We start from the raw sequence: 16,923 nt of genomic DNA, 5'->3' as shown, positions 1-16,923 counted from the left end.
GTCTTGGACCTCGGAGTGACGTCAGTGGCACGTCACAGCGAACCAAGGTCCCATCTTCCGGCTTCCAGCCTTCCGATGAAGCCGAATGTCTGTACTCCCCGACCGACATCTTCGCGTGTGACCACGGCTGACGGCAGGTCTCCTGGCTCGCGGGTCAGTACCTTGCATCGCCTTCCCGGGACCGAGATACCCAGTGGCACGTGACGCAAGATTCGCCGCTACAGTTGCGGGGGCAGCCACGGCATTGGGGACAACGTCCCCGCACCGCATTCCCTTTTCATCCCCTCTCGGGGAAACCGTCGCGAGCATCTAGGATTACGATCCAGACAGAGTCAATGTGCCAGTTGCGGCGTTATTGCCACAACGACCAGTTTCCTTGGAGATAAGCATGGAAGGCGAGACCTTCCTCTGGCTGATACGGCACGCGCCCGTCGATGGCGTCCCAGGGACGATCCACGCAGCCGACGCGCCGGCCGATCTCGGCGCTCGAGCGCAGCTCGAGGCTCTGCGACACCGCCTGCCGCGGGACGCCACGAGCTATGCGAGCCCGTCGCGGCGCACGGTTGAAACGGCCCGCGCGCTGGGGCTCGAGCCGCTGCAGCTGGACGGATTCCGCGAGCAAGATTTTGGTGACTGGACCGGCCGTCGGCATGACGAACTCGCCGCGACCGGTGGCGAGGCCTATGCACGGTTCTGGAGCGATGCGGCGCGCGGACGGCCGCCGGGCGGCGAAAGCTTCGAGGAACAGGTCGCGCGCGTCCGGTTAGGTCTGTCAAAGATCGGCGCCGGCGCCGCAACGCTCGTCGTGCATTCCGGCACGATCCGCGCGGCGCTTTGCATCGCGCTGGATCTGACGCCACAAGCGGCGCTCCGCTTTGTGATCGATCCGCTGTCGCTGACCCGGATCGACCGGCTCGCGACCGGCTGGCGCGTCGTCTCGGTCAATCAGCCGATGATTTAATCAGGCCGGACGATCCGGCACATTGGCCTGCGCAAAGGTCGCCATGCCGTTGTGGAGCGCGCAAGCCGACCGCACCAGCGGCAGCGCGATGGCCGCGCCCGATCCTTCGCCGAGCCTGAGATCGAGGCTGATCAGCGGTTGCACATTCAGCGCGCGCAGCACCAGCCGATGTCCCTGCTCGGCGGATTGATGCGAGGCCAGCAAGAAAGGCTGGCACGAGGGGTTGAGCCGCGCCGCCGCCAACGCCGCGACCGACACGATAAAGCCGTCGATCAACACGGGGATGCGGCGCTGTGCAGCGGCGATAAGGGCACCGCAGATGGCCGCGATCTCGAGACCGCCGACGGCGCACAGGATCTTTTCGGGCGAAGCGCCCGCAACGCCACGGCGTGCGATCGCAGTGTCGATCACCCGCGCCTTATGCGTACGGCCGGCCGCGTCGATCCCGGTGCCGCTGCCCGCGATCTCCCCGGCGCTCACGCCCAGCAAGCCGGCCGCGATCGCCGCCGATGTCGTGGTGTTGCCGATGCCCATCTCGCCGAAGATCAGAAGATCGGGCTGTCCGGCCTGCGCGCGCGCCACCGCACGTCGGCCGGCTTCGAGCGCAAATGCCAGCTCTGTGGAGGTGAGCGCAGCTTCGACGCTGAAATCGCGCGTGCCGCTGCGCGGCTTGTCGGTCACGATTCCGGCCATCTCCTGCTGCGCCAGCGTGCCGGCGTCGACAACCTCCAGGTTGGACCCCAGCTCACGCGCGAGCACCGAGATCGCGGCTCCGCCGGAGGCGAAGTTCGCCAGCATCGCGATGGTCACTTCTTGCGGATAGGCCGAGACGCCCTGCGCGACGATGCCGTGATCGCCGGCGAAGATGATGATCGGCACCCGCGCCGCGCGCGGTTGCTCGGTTGCTTGCAGGCCCGCAAGCTCGATCGCGAGCTGCTCAAGCCGGCCGAGCGCGCCGGTCGGTTTCGTCAGTTGCGCCTGCCGCGCCACCGCCGCCTCGCGGTGGACTGCGGAGATATCCGGGCATTGTTGGGTGACCCATTCGGGGAGCATGCTGCCTCGCTTGCCTCACGGCCTGCGCTTGAGGATGTAATTGTCCATGATCCAGCCGTGCCGTTCGCGCGCCTCTTGCCGCACCGCGACGATACGCGGGCCGATCTCGGCCAGCGCGCCGGACATGATAATCTGATCGGCCATGCCGAGATAGGCGCCCCACCAGATGTGCAGGCCCGCCGGATCGAGCGACTGGAATGCCGTGCCGCCGTCGAGCATCACCACCACGGTATCGACACCTGCCGGCCAGCCGCCATCGCGCAAGCGGCGTCCGGTTGTAACCAGAAACGGCTCGCCGATGTCGTTGAGCGGAATCGCATGCGCCGCGCACAGCGCCTGGATCGAGGTGATGCCGGGAACAACCTCGATTTTCGGCGAGGGATTGAGCCGCCGCGCGATGCGCAGCGAGGAATCATAAAGCGAGGGATCGCCCCAGATCAGCAGCGCGACCTTGCCCTCGCCTTTGAGATGATCTGCGATCGTCTGCGACCAAGCCGCAGCCACGGCATCGTGCCAATCGTCCACGCCCTTGCGGTAGTCCGCTTCAGCGGCGTCGCGCACGGGCAGATCGAACTCGGCAACGCGCGTCTTATCGTTGGTGAGCACATCCGCGCAGATCGTCCGCCTGAGATCGGCGAGGTCGGACTTGGCCGTCCCCTTGCGCGGGATCAGGACGAGATCGGCCGCGTTGATGGCAGTGATCGCGGCGCGCGTGAGCCGCTCGGGATCGCCGCAACCGATGCCTATCAGGGAGAGCGTGAGCATCGTGCCCGCGAAGGGCGGCCATGACGGCCGCCCTTTCGCTTGTCTCTAGGCCGCGTTGTGCAAACGCGGTGTGACGAGGCCGGACGCGGTGACGCCGCGCAACGACTTCGCCAGCGCCAGCACGCCGAGATCGGCGAGCGGCTCGATCACGATGACCAGCGCATAGGACGCCGCGAAGGTCGCGATGTTGGCGAGGTTGGTCGCGCCGAAGCCCGATCCATAAATCGCCCAGAACGCCACCCAGGCGATGACACCCGCCTGATAGGTCGTCGAAAGCGCCAGCGCCTGGCGGTACTTCAGATCGACATAGGCCGTGTTGCGCGAAATGATCCGCGTGGCGATCGCCTGGATCCCGAACAGCGGCACCAGCAGCGTGGTGACGTTCATGCCATATTGCGGCAGGTCGGGCGGCTCGAAGAAGATGCCCTGGAACAGCAGGCCGAACGCGAGGCCGAACGCCGCGGGCGCCGCTCCAAACAGCAGGAACAAGGTCGAGCCGAGGATGAAGTGCACTTCGGACACGCCGACCGGGAAGTGCGGCAGGATCTCGAAGAAGACAAATACAAGTCCCGTAGTGGCGAGCGTGCGCGCCGCGAACGACGTGATACCCTGCTCGCGCACGGTCTCGACCGCGAGCTTCAAGGCAACGCCGCCGACGGCGATGCCGGTTGCGTAACTCAGCACGAGCTTGGCGTCCGAGACTAGTCCGGGTTCGATATGCATGGCTCAGATCCTTCTTGCCGTCACACCCGACGGCCTTGGCCTCAAAACGTGCACGGCCGGTCTCCTGGCTCGCGGTTCACTGGGAGTCTCCGGCCTTCCCGAACCTTGCGGCCCAGTGGCTGATCGAAGTCCCTCACCGCTTACAGTCGCGGGGGCGGCTGGGGTTTTGGGCGCCGCAACTGGGTCCGCCCATCCCCATTCCCGATTATGCTCCGGCGCTTTGCGCCGCGTCGAGCACCATGCCTCTCCTGTGTGCCCCTTTCGCCAGCCGGGCGTCAAGGGGTGAAGGGCGGCCGAGAGCGTCATGACGGATAATCCCCCGCCAGCGCGCCGAACAGGATGACGGCCGCCGTGGAGGCCGCTCCGCCCCGCGCAAGCTGCTCGGCAAGTTCCGAAATGGTGGTGCGAACCAACCGCTCGTCGGGACGGCCGAGCGATTCGGCAAACAGCGCCGGCGTGGTTGGGGCGAGGCCGTGCTCGATCAATTTGGCGACCAACGCCGGAAACGTCCGCCGGCCCATATAGACCACGGTCGTCGCCTCGGGATCGGCCAGCGCTGCCCAATTGAGGTCTGGCGGCAGCTCGCCGGTGACGTCCGCGCCCGTGATGAACTGCACCCGCCGCGAGGTATGGCGCCGGGTCAGGGGAATGCCGGCCTGGGCCGCAGCGACACAGGCCGTGGTGACGCCCGGAATGATCTCGTAGCCGATGCCCGCTTCACGCAGCGTCTCGAGCTCCTCCTCGAGCCGGCCAAAGATGCCGGCATCGCCCGACTTCAATCGCACCACGCGCGCGCCTGTTACGGCATAGTCGACCAGCAGGCGGTTGACATGGTGCTGCTTGGTCGAGGCCCGTCCCGCCCGCTTTCCCACTGCAACAAGATTGGCGCCCGGCCGGGCCAGATCGAGGATCGCGCCCGAAGCAAGATCGTCATAGAGCACGACGTCGGCCTCGCGCAGCCGCGCGGCACCCTTGAGCGTGAGGAGCTCGGGATCGCCGGGGCCGGCGGAGACGAAGGACACAAAACCGCTCACCGGTCCTCCGCGATCAGATGGAAGAACGTGCCAGTGGCTTGTCCCCGCCGCGAGCCGGTCTCGGCGATGACCGCGCCTGTCGCGTCGTGCACGACCGCCAGCGGCGTGTCGGGCTGCGCGAGGATCGTCGAATAGTGGAATTCGTGGCCACGCAGGCGTGCACCGGCCTGATGACCCGGCATCGGCGTGGCGAGTTCGGCTAGACGATAGCCCAGATGCATGCGGCGCTTGGCAAAGCTCGTCTCCAGGCCGAGCAGACCCGTCATCTCGTGGCGGATGCCGTCGGCGTCGGTCAAAGCGGTGCCCAGCACCATATAGCCTCCGCATTCGCCGTGCACCGGGCGCGTTTCGGCGAAGCCGCGCAATCCGGTGTGGAAGCGCGCATTGGCCGCGATCTTGCCGGCCTGCAGCTCGGGATAGCCGCCGGGCAGCCAGCACACATCGGCACTCGGATCAGGGCCTTCATCGGCAAGCGGCGAGAATGTCGATATCTCCGCACCCGCCGCGCGCCACGCTTCCAGCATATGCGGATAGACGAAGGAGAACGCGGCGTCACGGGCCAACGCAATGCGCTGGCCGGGCGGCGTCACGTTGATGCCGCTCGCGACGGGTTGTGGCAACCAGGTGGCAGCCGAACGCAGCACTGCGTCGAGATCGACGTGCTCGGCGACGAAGCGCGCGGCCTCGTCGATCAGCTTGCCGATCTCCGCCTGCTCCTCGGCCTGCACCAGCCCGAGATGCCGTTTCGGCAGGCTGATCTCGGCATGGCGCGGCAGCGCGCCGAACACGGCGATGCCGGCATCCAGCAGCGCATGCCGCACGAGAGCTTCGTGGCGGGGGCTCGCAACGCGATTGAGCACGACGCCTGCGAGCCGCACGCCGGGACGATAGTCGCGAAGGCCCGCGGCGATCGCCGCCGCCGTTTGCGCCTGTCCCGAGGGATCGATCACCAGCAGCACCGGCCAGTCCAGCATCTCTGCAATGTCGGCGGTCGCCCCGGTGCCGCAGACGCCTCGCGCGGCCACGCCGTCGAACAAGCCCATCGAGCCTTCGGCCAGCACGACATCGGCGTCAATGCCGCGACTGACGAGATGCGAGATTGTCCCGCGATCCATCGCCCAGCTGTCGAGGTTGACCGAAGCGCGTCCTGTCGCGGCTGCATGAAACGCGGGATCGATGTAATCGGGGCCGCTCTTGAAGCACTGCACCCGCAATCCGCTGTTGCGCCAGGCGCGGGCAAGCGCCAGCGTCAGCGTCGTCTTGCCGACGCCGGAGGCCGGCGCGGAGATGACGAGCCCTGCCGCCATCAGGACACCTCCGGAAAGCGCGGCTCGGCGCCGACCGGCCGATAGCGGCGATCATAGTCGGCAGCATAGAGACGGCTCTCGGAAAAATCCGCCGCGCCCAGAGTCTTGCCGACCAGGATAAGCGCGGTACGCTCCATCTCGGCTCCGACAGCAGCGTCGAGTGTTGCGAGCGTGGCGCGGACGATGCGCTGGTCGGGCCAGCTCGCACGCCAAACGATCGCGACCGGGCAATCCGCGCCATAGTGCGGCGTCAGCTCGGCGACAACCTTGTCGAGCAGATGGATCGACAGATGGATCGCGAGCACCGCGCCGGTGGTGGCGAACGCGGCGAGCTTCTCGCCTTCCGGCATCGCGCTGGCGCGGCCAGGCGTGCGCGTCAGCACCACCGTCTGGGCAAGGCCGGGCAGCGTCAGCTCGGCCTCCAGCGCAGCCGCGGCGGCCGAGAAGGAGGGAACGCCGGGCGTGACCGTGTAGGGAATGTCGAGCGTGCGCAGGCGGCGGAGCTGCTCGCCCATCGCCGACCAGATCGAGAGGTCGCCCGAATGCAGCCGCGCTACGTCCTTGCCGTCCGCATGCGCGGCGGCGATCTCCGCGATGATGTCGTCGAGTGACAGCGGCGCGGTGTTGACGATCCGCGCACCGGGCGGGCAATGCGCCAGCACGCCTTCGGGCACCAGTGAGCCGGCATAGAGACAGACCGGACAGGCGGCGATGAGGTCGCGGCCGCGCAACGTCAGCAAGTCAGGGGCACCCGGCCCCGCACCGATGAAGTGCACCGTCATGCGCCGTCCCCTTCCGCAATTGCCGCGGTCGCGGTGCGATCCTGCGAGACCACCCGCGTCGCAATCAATCGCGCGCGCGGACCAGCTGCCGCGAGGGCCGCCGCTTCGGCGACCGATCCCGTCCCGAATTTTTCGGCGACGAGTTTTGACCGCGTTGGCGTGTCGATGCCAGCCAACATTTCGGCGGGGACCGCCTTGATCGGCACGCCGCATTCGCGCGCAAGCTGCTTCAGCACTTCCGCGTCCGCCTTGTCGCTGACCGTTGCCACCGCTGCGAGGCCTTCGGGACCGCCGGCCGCCAGAAGCGCCTCACGCAGCGAAGCCAGCGTGACGTCCCGCTTGAATCCGAGCCCGGCCACCTTCATCGGACCGCACTCCATTGCACCACCGGCCGCACCGCCTGCCAGGCGCGGTAGCGGCCGAGCGGAGCGGCATGCGCAATCTCAACCCGCATCAGTTCGCCGCCATCGCGCTGGTGCAGCTCACCCAACAGCGCTTCCGTCTCCAGCGTCACTGCATGCGCGACGAGTCGCGTTCCGGATGCGAGCCGCGACCAGACTGCGTCGAACGTCGCGATGTCGAGACCGCCGCCGATGAAGACGGCGTCAGGCCCGTCCAGGGCAGCAAGCGCCTCAGGCGCCTTTCCCGTGATGACTGTGATTCGATGCGCCAATCCGAACGCCGCCGCATTGTTGCGGATGTTCGCAACGCGATCCTCGCGCGCTTCGATGGCGATCGCCGTCCCGCCGCACAGCGCCCACTCAACCGAGATCGAACCGGAGCCGGCGCCGATGTCCCACAGCCGTTCGCCGGGACGCGGCGCCAGCGCCGAGAGCGCGAGCGCACGGACTGGACGCTTGGTGATCTGGCCGTCATGGACGAAGAGTTCGTCCGATAGTCCCGAGCTGCGGGGAAGACCCTGCGTTCCTCTCGCCTCCACGGCCACCGCGACCAGACTTCCGGCAAGATCGCCTGCGAAGCTGTCGGCGCGATGCTCGTCGATACTTTCGCGCGGCCCGGCAAGCGCGGTGAGCGTCCAGAATGCCGAGGCACCCCATCCGCGTTGCGTCAGCCATTTCGCAAGATCGCCTGCCGCCTTGCCATCGCGCACAAGGCAAATGATGCGTGCACCTCGCGCCAGATGCGGCACCAGACGCTCGAATGGCGCAGCGTGGAGGCCGAGACAGGCAATCGCTTCGAGGCGCCAGCCTAGTCGCGCGGCGGCGAGCGAGAAGGTCGACGGCGCGGAATGCGCAATCCACTCGCCGGCGTCCAGCTTCTCGGCGAGGCTCGCGCCGGCGCCAAACCAGAACGGATCTCCGGAGGCGAGCACCGCCGTTGGGCGGCCACGGCGGCTCAGCACGACCTCTGCATCGAACGGCACCGGCCATGGACGGCCGCGCCCGGTGACGCCGGCCAGTGCAAGATGCCGTTCACCGCCAAACACAGTTTCAGCATTATCGAGCGCCTTTCGGCTTGCCTCGGACAGCCCGGCAAGGCCATCTTCGCCGATACCAATGATGGTCAGCCAGGGATCAGCCATGACGCGCGCCCTCATTCTGGGCGGAACGGCCGACGCGAGCCTGCTTGCGGCGGAGATCGCGCGTGCCGGCATTGACGCAATCTATTCCTATGGCGGCCGCACCCGCGCGCCCGCCGGTCAGCCGTTGCCGACGCGGATCGGCGGTTTTGGCGGCGTCAGCGGCCTTGCCGATTACATCCGCCGCGAAGAGATCACCCATGTGATCGATGCGACGCATCCCTTTGCCGCCGAGATGAGCCGCAATGCGGTCGCGGCATGCGCGGAAACCGGCACGCCACTGATCGCTCTTGAGCGTGCGCCCTGGACTAAAGCGCCCGGCGATAACTGGATCGAAATACCAGACGTCAACGCCGCGGTCGCCGCACTGCCTGAGGCGGCGGCCAATGTGTTCCTCGCCATCGGCCGCCAGCACGTCGCACCGTTCGCGACCAAGCCGCAGCACGCCTACACGCTGAGATTCGTCGATCCGCCCGAAGCGACGCTGCCCTTCGCCGCGGACGTGATCGTGTCGCGCGGGCCGTTCACGCTTGAGAGCGAACTGGAGATGATGCGCGCGCGAGGCATCACCCGGATCGTCGCCCGCAATTCGGGCGGCGACGGCGCCCGCGCCAAGATAGACGCAGCCCGCAGGCTCGGCCTGCCTGTGGTCATGATCGCGCGACCGCAACTGCCGGAACGATTGCGGGTCGAGAGCGCGGCCGAGATCATGCAGTGGCTGGGTCATCGGGCCTGCCTCGGCGCATAGACCCAGCGGCCGACCCGGCGTGTCTGCGAGTTGCCGACGATCACCAGCGTGCGCATGTCGGCCATCTCGGGCGTCGCCTCGTTCAGCCTGACGGTTTCGATCTTTTCATCAGCGGCGCTGATCGCGCGCGCGAAGATCACGAGGCGCTCGCCGCAGCCGGCCTCGTTCAGCACTGCGAGCGCACGGCCAAATCCTTCCGGCCGGCTCGCCGAACGCGGATTATACATCGCAATGGCAAAATCGGCTTCCGCGGCGAGCCGCAGGCGCTTCTCGATCACCGCCCACGGCTTGAGATTGTCGGAGAGATTGATCGCACAGAAATCATGGCCGAGCGGCGCGCCGGCGCGCGCGGCAGCCGCCAGCATCGCAGTGACGCCAGGCAGCACACGGATCGGCAGCTCCTGCCATCGCGGCGCCCGTTCGAGCGCCTCGAACACGGCGGACGCCATCGCGAACACGCCGGGGTCGCCGGAGGACACGATGACGACTTGCCCGCCTTCGGCCGCGAGCCGCAGCGCCTCGCTGGCGCGCTGTAATTCTTCGCGATTGTCGGACGGATGCAAAGTGAGCCCTGCCCGCGCTGGCACGCGCGCGACATAGGGCGCGTAGCCCAGAATGTCGGTCGCGGCGGCAAGCGCGGCGGAGACTTCGGGCGTCACCAGCGCATCGCTGCCCGGTCCGAGGCCCGCAATGGTCAGCGTGCCCCTCATTCGGCGGCGTCCGGATGCCGGCCCTTGCCGTGCACGAGTACGATCGCGAAATAGGGGCAGTCGGCGGCATCGATCTCCGCGAGCCGCACCACGCGCTCGCCGGGCATGGTGCCGCGCTCGACCAGCCACGCGTCGTCCAGCCGTCCGGCGGACGCGAGCGCGCGGCGCACCTTGGCGAGATTGCGCCCGGTCTTCATGACCACGAGCGCATCGGAATCGCGCATGCGGCGTTCGAGCTCTGCTTCGGCGAGCGTGCCCATGAGCACCGTCGTCACGTCATCACCGAGCGCGATCGGCTGTCCGACGCCATTCCAGCAGCCGACCATGCCGGGAATCCCGGCGATCACCTCGATCTCGACACGGCCTTGCAGGCGCGTGTGCAGATGCATGAACGAGCCGTAGAAGTATGGATCGCCCTCGCAGAGCACGACGACATCGACCGCGCGCGCCAGCCGCGCCAGACGTTCCGCCCATTCGTCATGGAAGCCGGCCAGCAGCTGGATGTATTCGGGCGTGTCGAAGGCGATTTCCGTGGTGACCGGATATTCCATCGGATATTCGGTGACGTCGGCAGCCAACATGCCCTCGACGATACGGCGCGCCTGTCCGGGCCGGCCCTTTTTGCGGAAATAGGCGACATGCTTCGCCCCGCGCACCATGCGATCGGCGCGCACGCTCATCATATCAGGATCACCAGGGCCGAGACCGCAGCAGATGATGCGTCCCATCGCTATTCGCTCCGGCTCGCCAGTGCGTTCACGGCGGCGACCGTGATCGGGGAACCGCCGAGGCGGCCCTCGACCGTCAGCGCCGGCACCGGGGGATTGGCCATCAGCGCAGCCTTGGATTCGGCCGCGCCGACAAAGCCGACGGGACAGCCGATGATCGCCGCGGGCCGCGGACAGTCTCGGTCCTCCAGCATGTTGAGGAGATGAAACAACGCAGTCGGCGCATTGCCGATCGCCACGATCGCGCCGTCGAGATGCGGGCGCCATAGCTCCAAAGCCGCAGCCGAACGGGTGTTGCGCATGGACTGCGCGAGCGCGGGAACGGTCTCGTCGCCCAAGGTGCAGATGACGGCGTTGGCGACGGGAAGCCGCGCGCGCGTAATTCCTTCGGAGACCATGCGCGCGTCGCACAGGATCGGCGCGCCCTTCTGCAAGGCCGCGCGCGCAGCCACCGCCATGCCTGATGTGAAGCGGATATGCGCCTCCAGGCCGACCATGCCGGCGGCATGGATCATCCGCACCACCACCTGCTCCTCATCCCGCGTGAAGCGCGCAAGATCGGCTTCGGCCCGGATGGTCGCAAAGGACTGCCGGTAGATCGCCGCGCCGTCGGTCTCGTACGTGTGCGGCATCAGTGCCCTCCCATCAGGATGGAGGGATCCTTGACGATGTCTTCGCGGTTCAGTCCCCGCAGGATGGGCTCATCGCGTGTCGACCCACCGCGCACGAGATCGAAGCCTGCGCCGGTCGCGACCAGAGTGATGGCCGCGGGACCGGAATGGGCGCAACCCTTGGCACAGCCGGAGACGTGGAGCCGTGCGGCCGCGCCGATGTTCGGCGCCAGGGCTGCGGCAAGGCCGCGGGTATCGGCATGCGCCTCGCGACAGCGTGGCGCACCGCTACACGCGATCACGCGCAGCGCAGGGTCGTAGGCCTCGGTGATAAGACCGGGCGCGCTCGGCATCGCGCGCTTGCCTTCGCTCAAAACCATCCGCCATGGCGTCATGCGTAGCGCATGTCCGCAACCGGCGAACTGGTCGAGCGTCGCATGCGCCATCTGTCCGAAGGCGACCCCGACCATCGCACCTTGCGAATAGAGGCCGGGACGCGCCGCGGCCATGATCGGCGCCGGCTCGGCCTCGCCGCGCAAGGCCGCCGGCAAGATTGCACCGGCTGAAAGATGCGCCGCCATCCGCCCCCGCCCGCCCCTGGCGCCGCCTGAGATCACGAACCAATCGGCGAATGCGAGAGCGGTGGTCACGGCCTCGCCACGCGCGACGGCGCGGCCGAGTTTGTCGCCATCAGCCCGCACCAGCAGTCCGCCGGAACGATCGCGTTCGATCCGCACGTCGGCGGAATCGCCCGCAAGCACGCGTGAAGTGCCGTCATCGATGGCGAAGCCGAACTTGGTTGGAAGTTCGAGCGTGCTATCGGCGAGCGCCTCCTCGAGTTCGGCAGCGAGCGATTGTGTTGCGTCTCCGGCACGCCAGAACGGCGTCACAAGGATGTTGCGACGGGATTCGGTGTCGGCGTCGGGGTCGAGCAGCGCCAGTTGCGCAAGGCCGTCGAGCAGCAGCCTGTGGCTGGTCTCGTTGACGCCCCTGATCTGGAGATTGGCTCTGCTGGTCACGTCGATCAGGCCGTTGCCATGGCGTTCGGCGAGATGGGCCAATCCGGAGATTTGTGCCGCTTCGAGCCGTCCGCCGAAAGGACGCACGCGGACCACGAGCCCGTCACCCGATTGCATCGGGCGCAGCGCGCCGGGACACCAGCCCTTGACCACGGAAGCGCTCATGACGCCTCCCGCAGCGCAGCCGCGATCGAATTGCGGCGCGTTCGCCAGAGCGAAGCTTCATACAGGCGCTTGAAACACGTCTCCATCGCCGCCAGCGCCGCCGGATTTTCACGGGCCATGAAGGCGCGGACGTCGTCATGGCCGAGCGTGGCATCGTAGTAGAGGTCGAACAGATGCGGCGGCACGGCGCCGGCCAGATGCGCGAAGGCGGCCATGTGCTCGAGCGTCGCGGTGATCTCGGCCGCCCCGCGAAAACCGTGGCGCATCATGCCGGCGATCCAGGCCGGGTTGGCCGCGCGCGCGCGGACGACACGGGAGATTTCCTCGGTCAGCGTACGCGCATGCGGCTGCTCGGGACGCGTCGCATCGAGATGATAGAGCGATGGTCCTGCCGCGCCGAGATGGGCTGCAGCGGCCGCAATGCCGGCCTCATGCGCGGCATAGTCGGCCGCGAGCAGAAGATCGGTTTCCGGCAAATCCTGCACGTGCACGAAAGCATCGGCGGATGCGAGCCGCTTCTCGATACCGGCACGATCAAGCCTGATCTCGCCATCGGCCGAGAACGCCCATGACGATGCCGAGAGCCACGCTTCGCCGGCGGCGTCGCGCGTCTCGGGCGTGAAGGCGTCCGGGATTGCCGAGAGGCCGACGCCGTATTGTCCGGGACGCGGCGCGAACACGCGCGATGTGCGGTGGCGATATGGATTTTCGTCGCCCTCGTCCTCGCGGCCCGACAGCGCCTCGGCTGCCGCCTCGAACAATTGCGCGAGGCCTGAGAAGACGTCGCGAAACAGGCCCGAGACACGCAGCGTGACGTCGATGCGGGGCCGGCCAAGCTCGGCCGGCGCGATGATGTCGTAGCCGGTCACACGGCCGGATGCGTGATCCCAGCGCGGTGCGAGGCCGGCCAGATGTAGCGCCATGGCAAACTCTTCGCCCGCGGTCCGCATCGTCGCCGAGCCCCAGAGATCGACGACAAGGCCCTTTGGCCAGTCGCCGTGATCCTGCAGATGGCGGCGGAGCAATTCTTCCGCGAGCTTGATGCCTTGCGCATGCGCCGACGGCGTCGGCACCGCGCGCGGATCGACGGCGAACAGATTACGTCCCGTGGGCAGCACGTCCTGGCGGCCGCGATAGGGCGAGCCCGACGGCCCCGGCGCGACGCGGCGTCCCGCAAGCGCGGCACGTAGCGCGTCACGTTCAGCGTCGCCGCAGGCGCCGCGGCCGAACACGTGCAGGCCGTCACCGAACTGGCTTTCCTTGAGATCGCAGACGAAACGGTCGATCCGCGGGATCGCTTCGGCCGGCGCGGCCGCTGCATCGAGGCCGAGATCGTCTTCGAGGCCAGCCGCGCGCGCCTCGTCGCGGATCGCGGCGATCAGACGCTGGCGACGGGCGGGATCGAGGCCATCGGCCGTCGAGTACTCGTCGAGGAGCTGTTCAAGCCTGCGCAGCCCGTCCGGCACCGCTGATGCTGCGAGCTGCGGCGGCAGATGGCCGATCGTGACGGCACCCACGCGCCGCTTGGCCTGCGCGGCCTCGCCGGGATCGTTGACAATGAAGGGATAGATGACGGGCAATTCGTCGATCAGGGCTTCCGGCCAGCACGCCTGCGACAGCGCCACGGATTTTCCGGGCAGCCATTCCAGCGTGCCGTGCGCGCCCATGTGCACGACCGCATCACAGCCCTGCTCGCGGAGCCAGAGATAGAACGCGACATAGGCATGGCGCGGCGTGCGGGCGAGATCGTGATAGTCGGCATCGCGCGTGGTCGCATCGCCACGCTCCGGCTGAACCGCGATGATCGACCGGCCACATGGAATCGCTGCGAAATGGAACGCGCCGTCGCGACACCCCGGATCGGTTTCCGGCGTGCCCCAGGCTTGCGCGAGGTCATCCTGCAACACTTGCGGAAGGTGCGAGAGCGCAGCGCGGTAATCGGCAACGCTCCAGCTCAAGGTCCGCTTGAGCAGCGTCTCGCCAAGCGCATGGACCGGATCGACATCGAAGCCAGCTTTCGCGAGGTCGGACACCAGGGCCTCGACCGAGGCCAGTGCATCGAGACCCACCGCATGCGCGATCTGATGCGGGCGGCCCGGATAGTTGGAGAGCACGACTGCCATGCGCTTGTCGGCGGCCGGCTTCTCGGCGAGGCGACGCCAGGCCGCTACGCGCGCGGCGACGGCCTTCACGCGCTCCTCATCGGGCCTGTGTGCCAGATGCGAAAATTGCAAATCGGGATCGCGCATCGCCGCCGATTTGAAGCTCACCACGCCCGCAAACAGGCGGCCGTCGACCTCGGGCAGCACCACATGCATCGCAAGGTCGCCGGGCGACAGGCCGCGGAGCGAGCTCGCCCAATCCTCGCGCTGTGCCGTGGAGAGCGCGACCTGGAACACCGGGCAGGATGCGGCATCGAACGGCGTCGTGCCGTCGTCGCCCATCGCCGAGAACGCCGTCGCATTGACGATCGCGGCCGGAGGATTTTGCGCGAAATACCCGCGCAACCAATCCGCAACGCCCGGGGCCTTCAGCGAGGTGACGAACACACCATGCGCGTCAAAGCCGCGCTCGCGCAGCGTCGCGATCATCGCATCGATGGGGCCGGTATCCGCGGCGGTGAGGTAGGAGCGATAGAAGGTCACGAGCGCTCGCGGCCTGCCCTCACCCGACGCCGGCGCGGCAATGACGCCGCGCGCCGGATCATAAAAGCCCATCTCGGGGACGGTCATCTCGCCGATGACCGGGCCGGCATAAAGGCCAGAGGCCAGCGCAAGCTGCGCGATCGCGGCTTGCGCTGCGACGGGGCCGCCGGTGTCGCAGAGCACCTTGAGCCGCCGCAATGTCGAGACCGGCAGGGTCGAATACGCATCCAGCCGCGTGTCGCCGCGGCCGTCCGCCGGCAGCACGGCCAGCACGATGCCGCGCTCCTTCGCCAGTTGCTGCAGGGCCGCGAGCCCGTACGACCAATAGGATTCGCCGCCGATCAGACGCACGAGGATGCCGCGCGCCTGCGCCAGAGTGCGCTCGATATAGGTGTCGACCGAGAGCGGATGGCGGAGTTCTGCGAGATTGACGAGCCGTAGTGACGGCAGGCTGTCGCGACCACGGCGCCAGCCGGCCGCGAATGCGGCAAGATCGGAATCCGAATACGAGAGCACCACGAGATCGGCCGGATCCTGGCCGATGTCCCTTGGTATCGCGGTCTCCTCGAGACCGCGGCTCTCGCGGAAGACGACGTGCATCAGATTCCAGTTCCTGAAAGACCAAGTCCTGAAATACCAAGTCCTGCCCTGATCGCGGCCTCGTCGATATCGCCATGCTCGCCGATCACGACGAGCTTTGATTGCCTCGCACCTGCGCCCCAGGGCTTGTCGAACTGGTGGCGCACGCGCTCGCCGACCGCTTGCAGCAAGAGGCGCATCGGCTTGCCTTCCACCGCGATGTAACCCTTGACGCGCAGCACATTCTGCTCCCGCGCCAGACGCTGGACGGATGCAACCAGCGTGTCGATATCGGTGACCTCAGGAAGATCAATCACGACGGAGGCAAAATCGTCGTGCTCGTGATCCTCCTCGCCGTCATGATGCGATGGACGCGCGGCGAGATCGTTCTCGGCGGCAGCACCGAGGCCGAGGATGAGGCGCGCGTCGATCGCACCGTCGGTGATCGCCAGCATCGGCACGCGGCGCGACATCTCGGCGGTGATCGCCGCCTTGGCCGCTTCGAGGCCTGCCGCGCCCGCAAGATCCGCCTTCGTCAGCAGCACGATATCCGCGCAGGCAATCTGGTCCTCGAACACTTCCGATAGCGGGGTCTCGTGATCGAGATTTTCATCGGCCGCACGCTGCGCTTCGACGGCGTCAGGATCCGGCGCGAAACGGCCGGCAGCGACAGCTTCGGCGTCGGCCAGCGCGATCACGCCATCGACCGTGATGCGCGAACGGATCTCCGGCCAGTCGAACGCCTTCAGCAGCGGCTTGGGCAGCGCCAGGCCCGAGGTCTCGATCAGGATATGATCGGGCCGCACCGGCCGCGACAGCAGCTTCTCCATGGTCGGAATGAAATCGTCGGCGACGGTGCAGCAGATGCAGCCATTGGCGAGCTCGATGATGTTCTCTTCTGGGCAATTCGCATCGGCGCAGGATTTCAGAATCTCGCCATCGACGCCCTCGCTGCCGAACTCGTTGACGAGCACCGCGAGCTTCTTGCCGTTGGCATTGGCAAGCAGATGCTGGATCAGCGTGGTCTTGCCTGAGCCGAGAAAGCCGGTGACGACCGTGACCGGGACTTTTGCGAGCGAATTCATTCGGCGGCCTCCGGCACGACGGCCAAGGGGAGAATGGGGGGAATGCGGGCAAGCGACTGCTTGCGGAAGATCTCCGGGCGGCTGCGCCAGGGCACGAGGCCGTCGGACGCGGCCGCATAGGCCGCGGCGCCCGCGACCACGTCGCTCGCATTCGCATCCGACAGACGGCCATAGACATAGGACCAGCGGCCGGGCGCGCTGAGCGCGACGGAGCAACCCTGGTTGCATGCAGACAGGCATTCGACGGGAACCACGCTGACACCGTCGGGCACGCCGGCCTCGAGGATCGCACCATGCAGGCGCTTGCCGGGCGTCGTCTCGCCCTCGCCAAGCGTCTGGCCGGCGCGGCAGGTGATGCAGACATGAAGTGTGACGGTCATCGCTTCTTCCAGAATAAACAGCGGGAAGCGAAGAGGCCCACGAACCGTTCTTGCGAAGGCCCGTTTCCCCGTCGCGGAACACCCCGTC

At 67.5% G+C, this 16,923-nt stretch carries 17 protein-coding genes and 2 riboswitches; of the genes, 2 read left to right on the top strand and 15 right to left on the bottom strand.

Annotated features, from left to right (window positions below):
* Positions 1–115: 115 nt before the first annotated feature.
* Positions 116–316, bottom strand: a riboswitch (cobalamin riboswitch).
* Positions 317–388: 72 nt separating this feature from the next.
* The gene (locus ABIB66_RS03355; protein WP_354206535.1) at positions 389–961 is read left to right on the top strand and encodes a histidine phosphatase family protein; all 573 of its coding nucleotides are present in this window, start codon (positions 389–391) and stop codon (positions 959–961) included.
* Here ABIB66_RS03355 and cobT read toward each other — a convergent pair whose 3' ends face one another.
* The 8 genes from cobT to cbiT form a co-directional block, all read right to left on the bottom strand.
* A complete protein-coding gene (gene cobT / locus ABIB66_RS03350) occupies positions 962–2,014 on the bottom strand; it encodes a nicotinate-nucleotide--dimethylbenzimidazole phosphoribosyltransferase (protein WP_354206537.1) in 1,053 nt (350 codons plus the stop codon).
* A 15-nt stretch (positions 2,015–2,029) separates the two neighbouring features.
* A complete protein-coding gene (gene cobF / locus ABIB66_RS03345; protein ID WP_354206539.1) occupies positions 2,030–2,779 on the bottom strand; it encodes a precorrin-6A synthase (deacetylating) in 750 nt (249 codons plus the stop codon).
* A gap of 45 nt (positions 2,780–2,824) precedes the next feature.
* Positions 2,825–3,502, bottom strand: a complete 678-nt coding sequence (locus tag ABIB66_RS03340; protein WP_027517095.1) for an energy-coupling factor ABC transporter permease — start codon at positions 3,500–3,502, stop codon at positions 2,825–2,827.
* Positions 3,503–3,539: 37 nt separating this feature from the next.
* Positions 3,540–3,759: riboswitch (cobalamin riboswitch) on the bottom strand.
* 45 nt (positions 3,760–3,804) lie between these two features.
* Positions 3,805–4,536 carry a uroporphyrinogen-III C-methyltransferase gene (gene cobA / locus ABIB66_RS03335; RefSeq protein ID WP_275167599.1) on the bottom strand — a complete coding sequence of 244 codons (732 nt, stop codon included), beginning with the start codon at positions 4,534–4,536 and terminating at the stop codon, positions 3,805–3,807.
* Positions 4,533–5,843 carry a cobyrinic acid a,c-diamide synthase CobB gene (locus ABIB66_RS03330; RefSeq protein ID WP_354206542.1) on the bottom strand — a complete coding sequence of 437 codons (1,311 nt, stop codon included), beginning with the start codon at positions 5,841–5,843 and terminating at the stop codon, positions 4,533–4,535. Before ABIB66_RS03330 ends, cobA begins: the two co-directional genes overlap by 4 nt.
* Entirely contained in the window at positions 5,843–6,625 is a 783-nt protein-coding gene (gene cobM / locus ABIB66_RS03325; protein ID WP_354206544.1) for a precorrin-4 C(11)-methyltransferase, read from the bottom strand. Before cobM ends, ABIB66_RS03330 begins: the two co-directional genes overlap by 1 nt.
* Positions 6,622–6,990 carry a cobalamin biosynthesis protein gene (locus tag ABIB66_RS03320; protein WP_354206546.1) on the bottom strand — a complete coding sequence of 123 codons (369 nt, stop codon included), beginning with the start codon at positions 6,988–6,990 and terminating at the stop codon, positions 6,622–6,624. Before ABIB66_RS03320 ends, cobM begins: the two co-directional genes overlap by 4 nt.
* A complete protein-coding gene (gene cbiT / locus ABIB66_RS03315; protein ID WP_354254118.1) occupies positions 6,987–8,168 on the bottom strand; it encodes a precorrin-6Y C5,15-methyltransferase (decarboxylating) subunit CbiT in 1,182 nt (393 codons plus the stop codon). The genes ABIB66_RS03320 and cbiT overlap by 4 nt, the downstream gene beginning before the upstream one ends.
* Between cbiT and ABIB66_RS03310 the strand changes: the two genes are divergently transcribed.
* The gene (locus ABIB66_RS03310; protein WP_354206550.1) at positions 8,167–8,913 is read left to right on the top strand and encodes a cobalt-precorrin-6A reductase; all 747 of its coding nucleotides are present in this window, start codon (positions 8,167–8,169) and stop codon (positions 8,911–8,913) included. The two genes, cbiT and ABIB66_RS03310, sit on opposite strands and share 2 nt — an antisense overlap.
* Here the strand turns inward: ABIB66_RS03310 and cobJ are convergent.
* From cobJ to ABIB66_RS03275, 7 genes are read right to left on the bottom strand one after another with little or no spacing between them, the layout of a single operon-like run.
* The gene (gene cobJ / locus ABIB66_RS03305) at positions 8,889–9,623 is read right to left on the bottom strand and encodes a precorrin-3B C(17)-methyltransferase (protein WP_354206552.1); all 735 of its coding nucleotides are present in this window, start codon (positions 9,621–9,623) and stop codon (positions 8,889–8,891) included. The genes ABIB66_RS03310 and cobJ overlap by 25 nt on opposite strands.
* Positions 9,620–10,351 (bottom strand): precorrin-2 C(20)-methyltransferase, encoded by a 732-nt coding sequence (locus ABIB66_RS03300; RefSeq protein WP_354206554.1) that lies wholly within the window; start codon positions 10,349–10,351, stop codon positions 9,620–9,622. Before ABIB66_RS03300 ends, cobJ begins: the two co-directional genes overlap by 4 nt.
* Before the next feature lie 2 nt (positions 10,352–10,353).
* A complete protein-coding gene (locus tag ABIB66_RS03295; protein ID WP_354206556.1) occupies positions 10,354–10,983 on the bottom strand; it encodes a precorrin-8X methylmutase in 630 nt (209 codons plus the stop codon).
* On the bottom strand, positions 10,983–12,146 hold the full coding sequence (gene cobG, locus ABIB66_RS03290) for a precorrin-3B synthase (RefSeq protein WP_354206558.1): 1,164 nt from the start codon (positions 12,144–12,146) through the stop codon (positions 10,983–10,985). The genes ABIB66_RS03295 and cobG overlap by 1 nt, the downstream gene beginning before the upstream one ends.
* Positions 12,143–15,391, bottom strand: coding sequence for a cobaltochelatase subunit CobN (gene cobN, locus ABIB66_RS03285; RefSeq protein ID WP_354254116.1), 3,249 nt, complete (start codon positions 15,389–15,391; stop codon positions 12,143–12,145). The genes cobG and cobN overlap by 4 nt, the downstream gene beginning before the upstream one ends.
* The gene (gene cobW / locus ABIB66_RS03280; protein WP_354206562.1) at positions 15,391–16,455 is read right to left on the bottom strand and encodes a cobalamin biosynthesis protein CobW; all 1,065 of its coding nucleotides are present in this window, start codon (positions 16,453–16,455) and stop codon (positions 15,391–15,393) included. The genes cobN and cobW overlap by 1 nt, the downstream gene beginning before the upstream one ends.
* Positions 16,452–16,835 (bottom strand): DUF1636 family protein, encoded by a 384-nt coding sequence (locus ABIB66_RS03275; protein ID WP_275167611.1) that lies wholly within the window; start codon positions 16,833–16,835, stop codon positions 16,452–16,454. The genes cobW and ABIB66_RS03275 overlap by 4 nt, the downstream gene beginning before the upstream one ends.
* Between the last annotated feature and the right edge of the window lie 88 nt (positions 16,836–16,923).

The organism is Bradyrhizobium sp. F1.13.3, assembly GCF_040548265.1.
GTDB lineage: Bacteria > Pseudomonadota > Alphaproteobacteria > Rhizobiales > Xanthobacteraceae > Bradyrhizobium.
Note: the sequence above shows the minus strand (reverse complement) of the source record. Positions and strands in the feature narration are given on the sequence as shown.

What these genes read in the sequence shown, in the direction of transcription:
- ABIB66_RS03355 (WP_354206535.1), top strand. Translation starts at nt 389, where the DNA reads ATGGAAGGCGAGACCTTCCTCTGGCTGATACGGCACGCGCCCGTCGAT.
- cobT (WP_354206537.1), bottom strand. Translation starts at nt 2,014, where the DNA reads ATGCTCCCCGAATGGGTCACCCAACAATGCCCGGATATCTCCGCAGTC.
- cobF (WP_354206539.1), bottom strand. Translation starts at nt 2,779, where the DNA reads ATGCTCACGCTCTCCCTGATAGGCATCGGTTGCGGCGATCCCGAGCGG.
- ABIB66_RS03340 (WP_027517095.1), bottom strand. Translation starts at nt 3,502, where the DNA reads ATGCATATCGAACCCGGACTAGTCTCGGACGCCAAGCTCGTGCTGAGT.
- ABIB66_RS03330 (WP_354206542.1), bottom strand. Translation starts at nt 5,843, where the DNA reads ATGGCGGCAGGGCTCGTCATCTCCGCGCCGGCCTCCGGCGTCGGCAAG.
- cobM (WP_354206544.1), bottom strand. Translation starts at nt 6,625, where the DNA reads ATGACGGTGCACTTCATCGGTGCGGGGCCGGGTGCCCCTGACTTGCTG.
- ABIB66_RS03320 (WP_354206546.1), bottom strand. Translation starts at nt 6,990, where the DNA reads ATGAAGGTGGCCGGGCTCGGATTCAAGCGGGACGTCACGCTGGCTTCG.
- ABIB66_RS03310 (WP_354206550.1), top strand. Translation starts at nt 8,167, where the DNA reads ATGACGCGCGCCCTCATTCTGGGCGGAACGGCCGACGCGAGCCTGCTT.
- cbiT (WP_354254118.1), bottom strand. Translation starts at nt 8,168, where the DNA reads ATGGCTGATCCCTGGCTGACCATCATTGGTATCGGCGAAGATGGCCTT.
- cobJ (WP_354206552.1), bottom strand. Translation starts at nt 9,623, where the DNA reads ATGAGGGGCACGCTGACCATTGCGGGCCTCGGACCGGGCAGCGATGCG.
- ABIB66_RS03300 (WP_354206554.1), bottom strand. Translation starts at nt 10,351, where the DNA reads ATGGGACGCATCATCTGCTGCGGTCTCGGCCCTGGTGATCCTGATATG.
- ABIB66_RS03295 (WP_354206556.1), bottom strand. Translation starts at nt 10,983, where the DNA reads ATGCCGCACACGTACGAGACCGACGGCGCGGCGATCTACCGGCAGTCC.
- cobG (WP_354206558.1), bottom strand. Translation starts at nt 12,146, where the DNA reads ATGAGCGCTTCCGTGGTCAAGGGCTGGTGTCCCGGCGCGCTGCGCCCG.
- cobN (WP_354254116.1), bottom strand. Translation starts at nt 15,391, where the DNA reads ATGCACGTCGTCTTCCGCGAGAGCCGCGGTCTCGAGGAGACCGCGATA.
- cobW (WP_354206562.1), bottom strand. Translation starts at nt 16,455, where the DNA reads ATGAATTCGCTCGCAAAAGTCCCGGTCACGGTCGTCACCGGCTTTCTC.
- ABIB66_RS03275 (WP_275167611.1), bottom strand. Translation starts at nt 16,835, where the DNA reads ATGACCGTCACACTTCATGTCTGCATCACCTGCCGCGCCGGCCAGACG.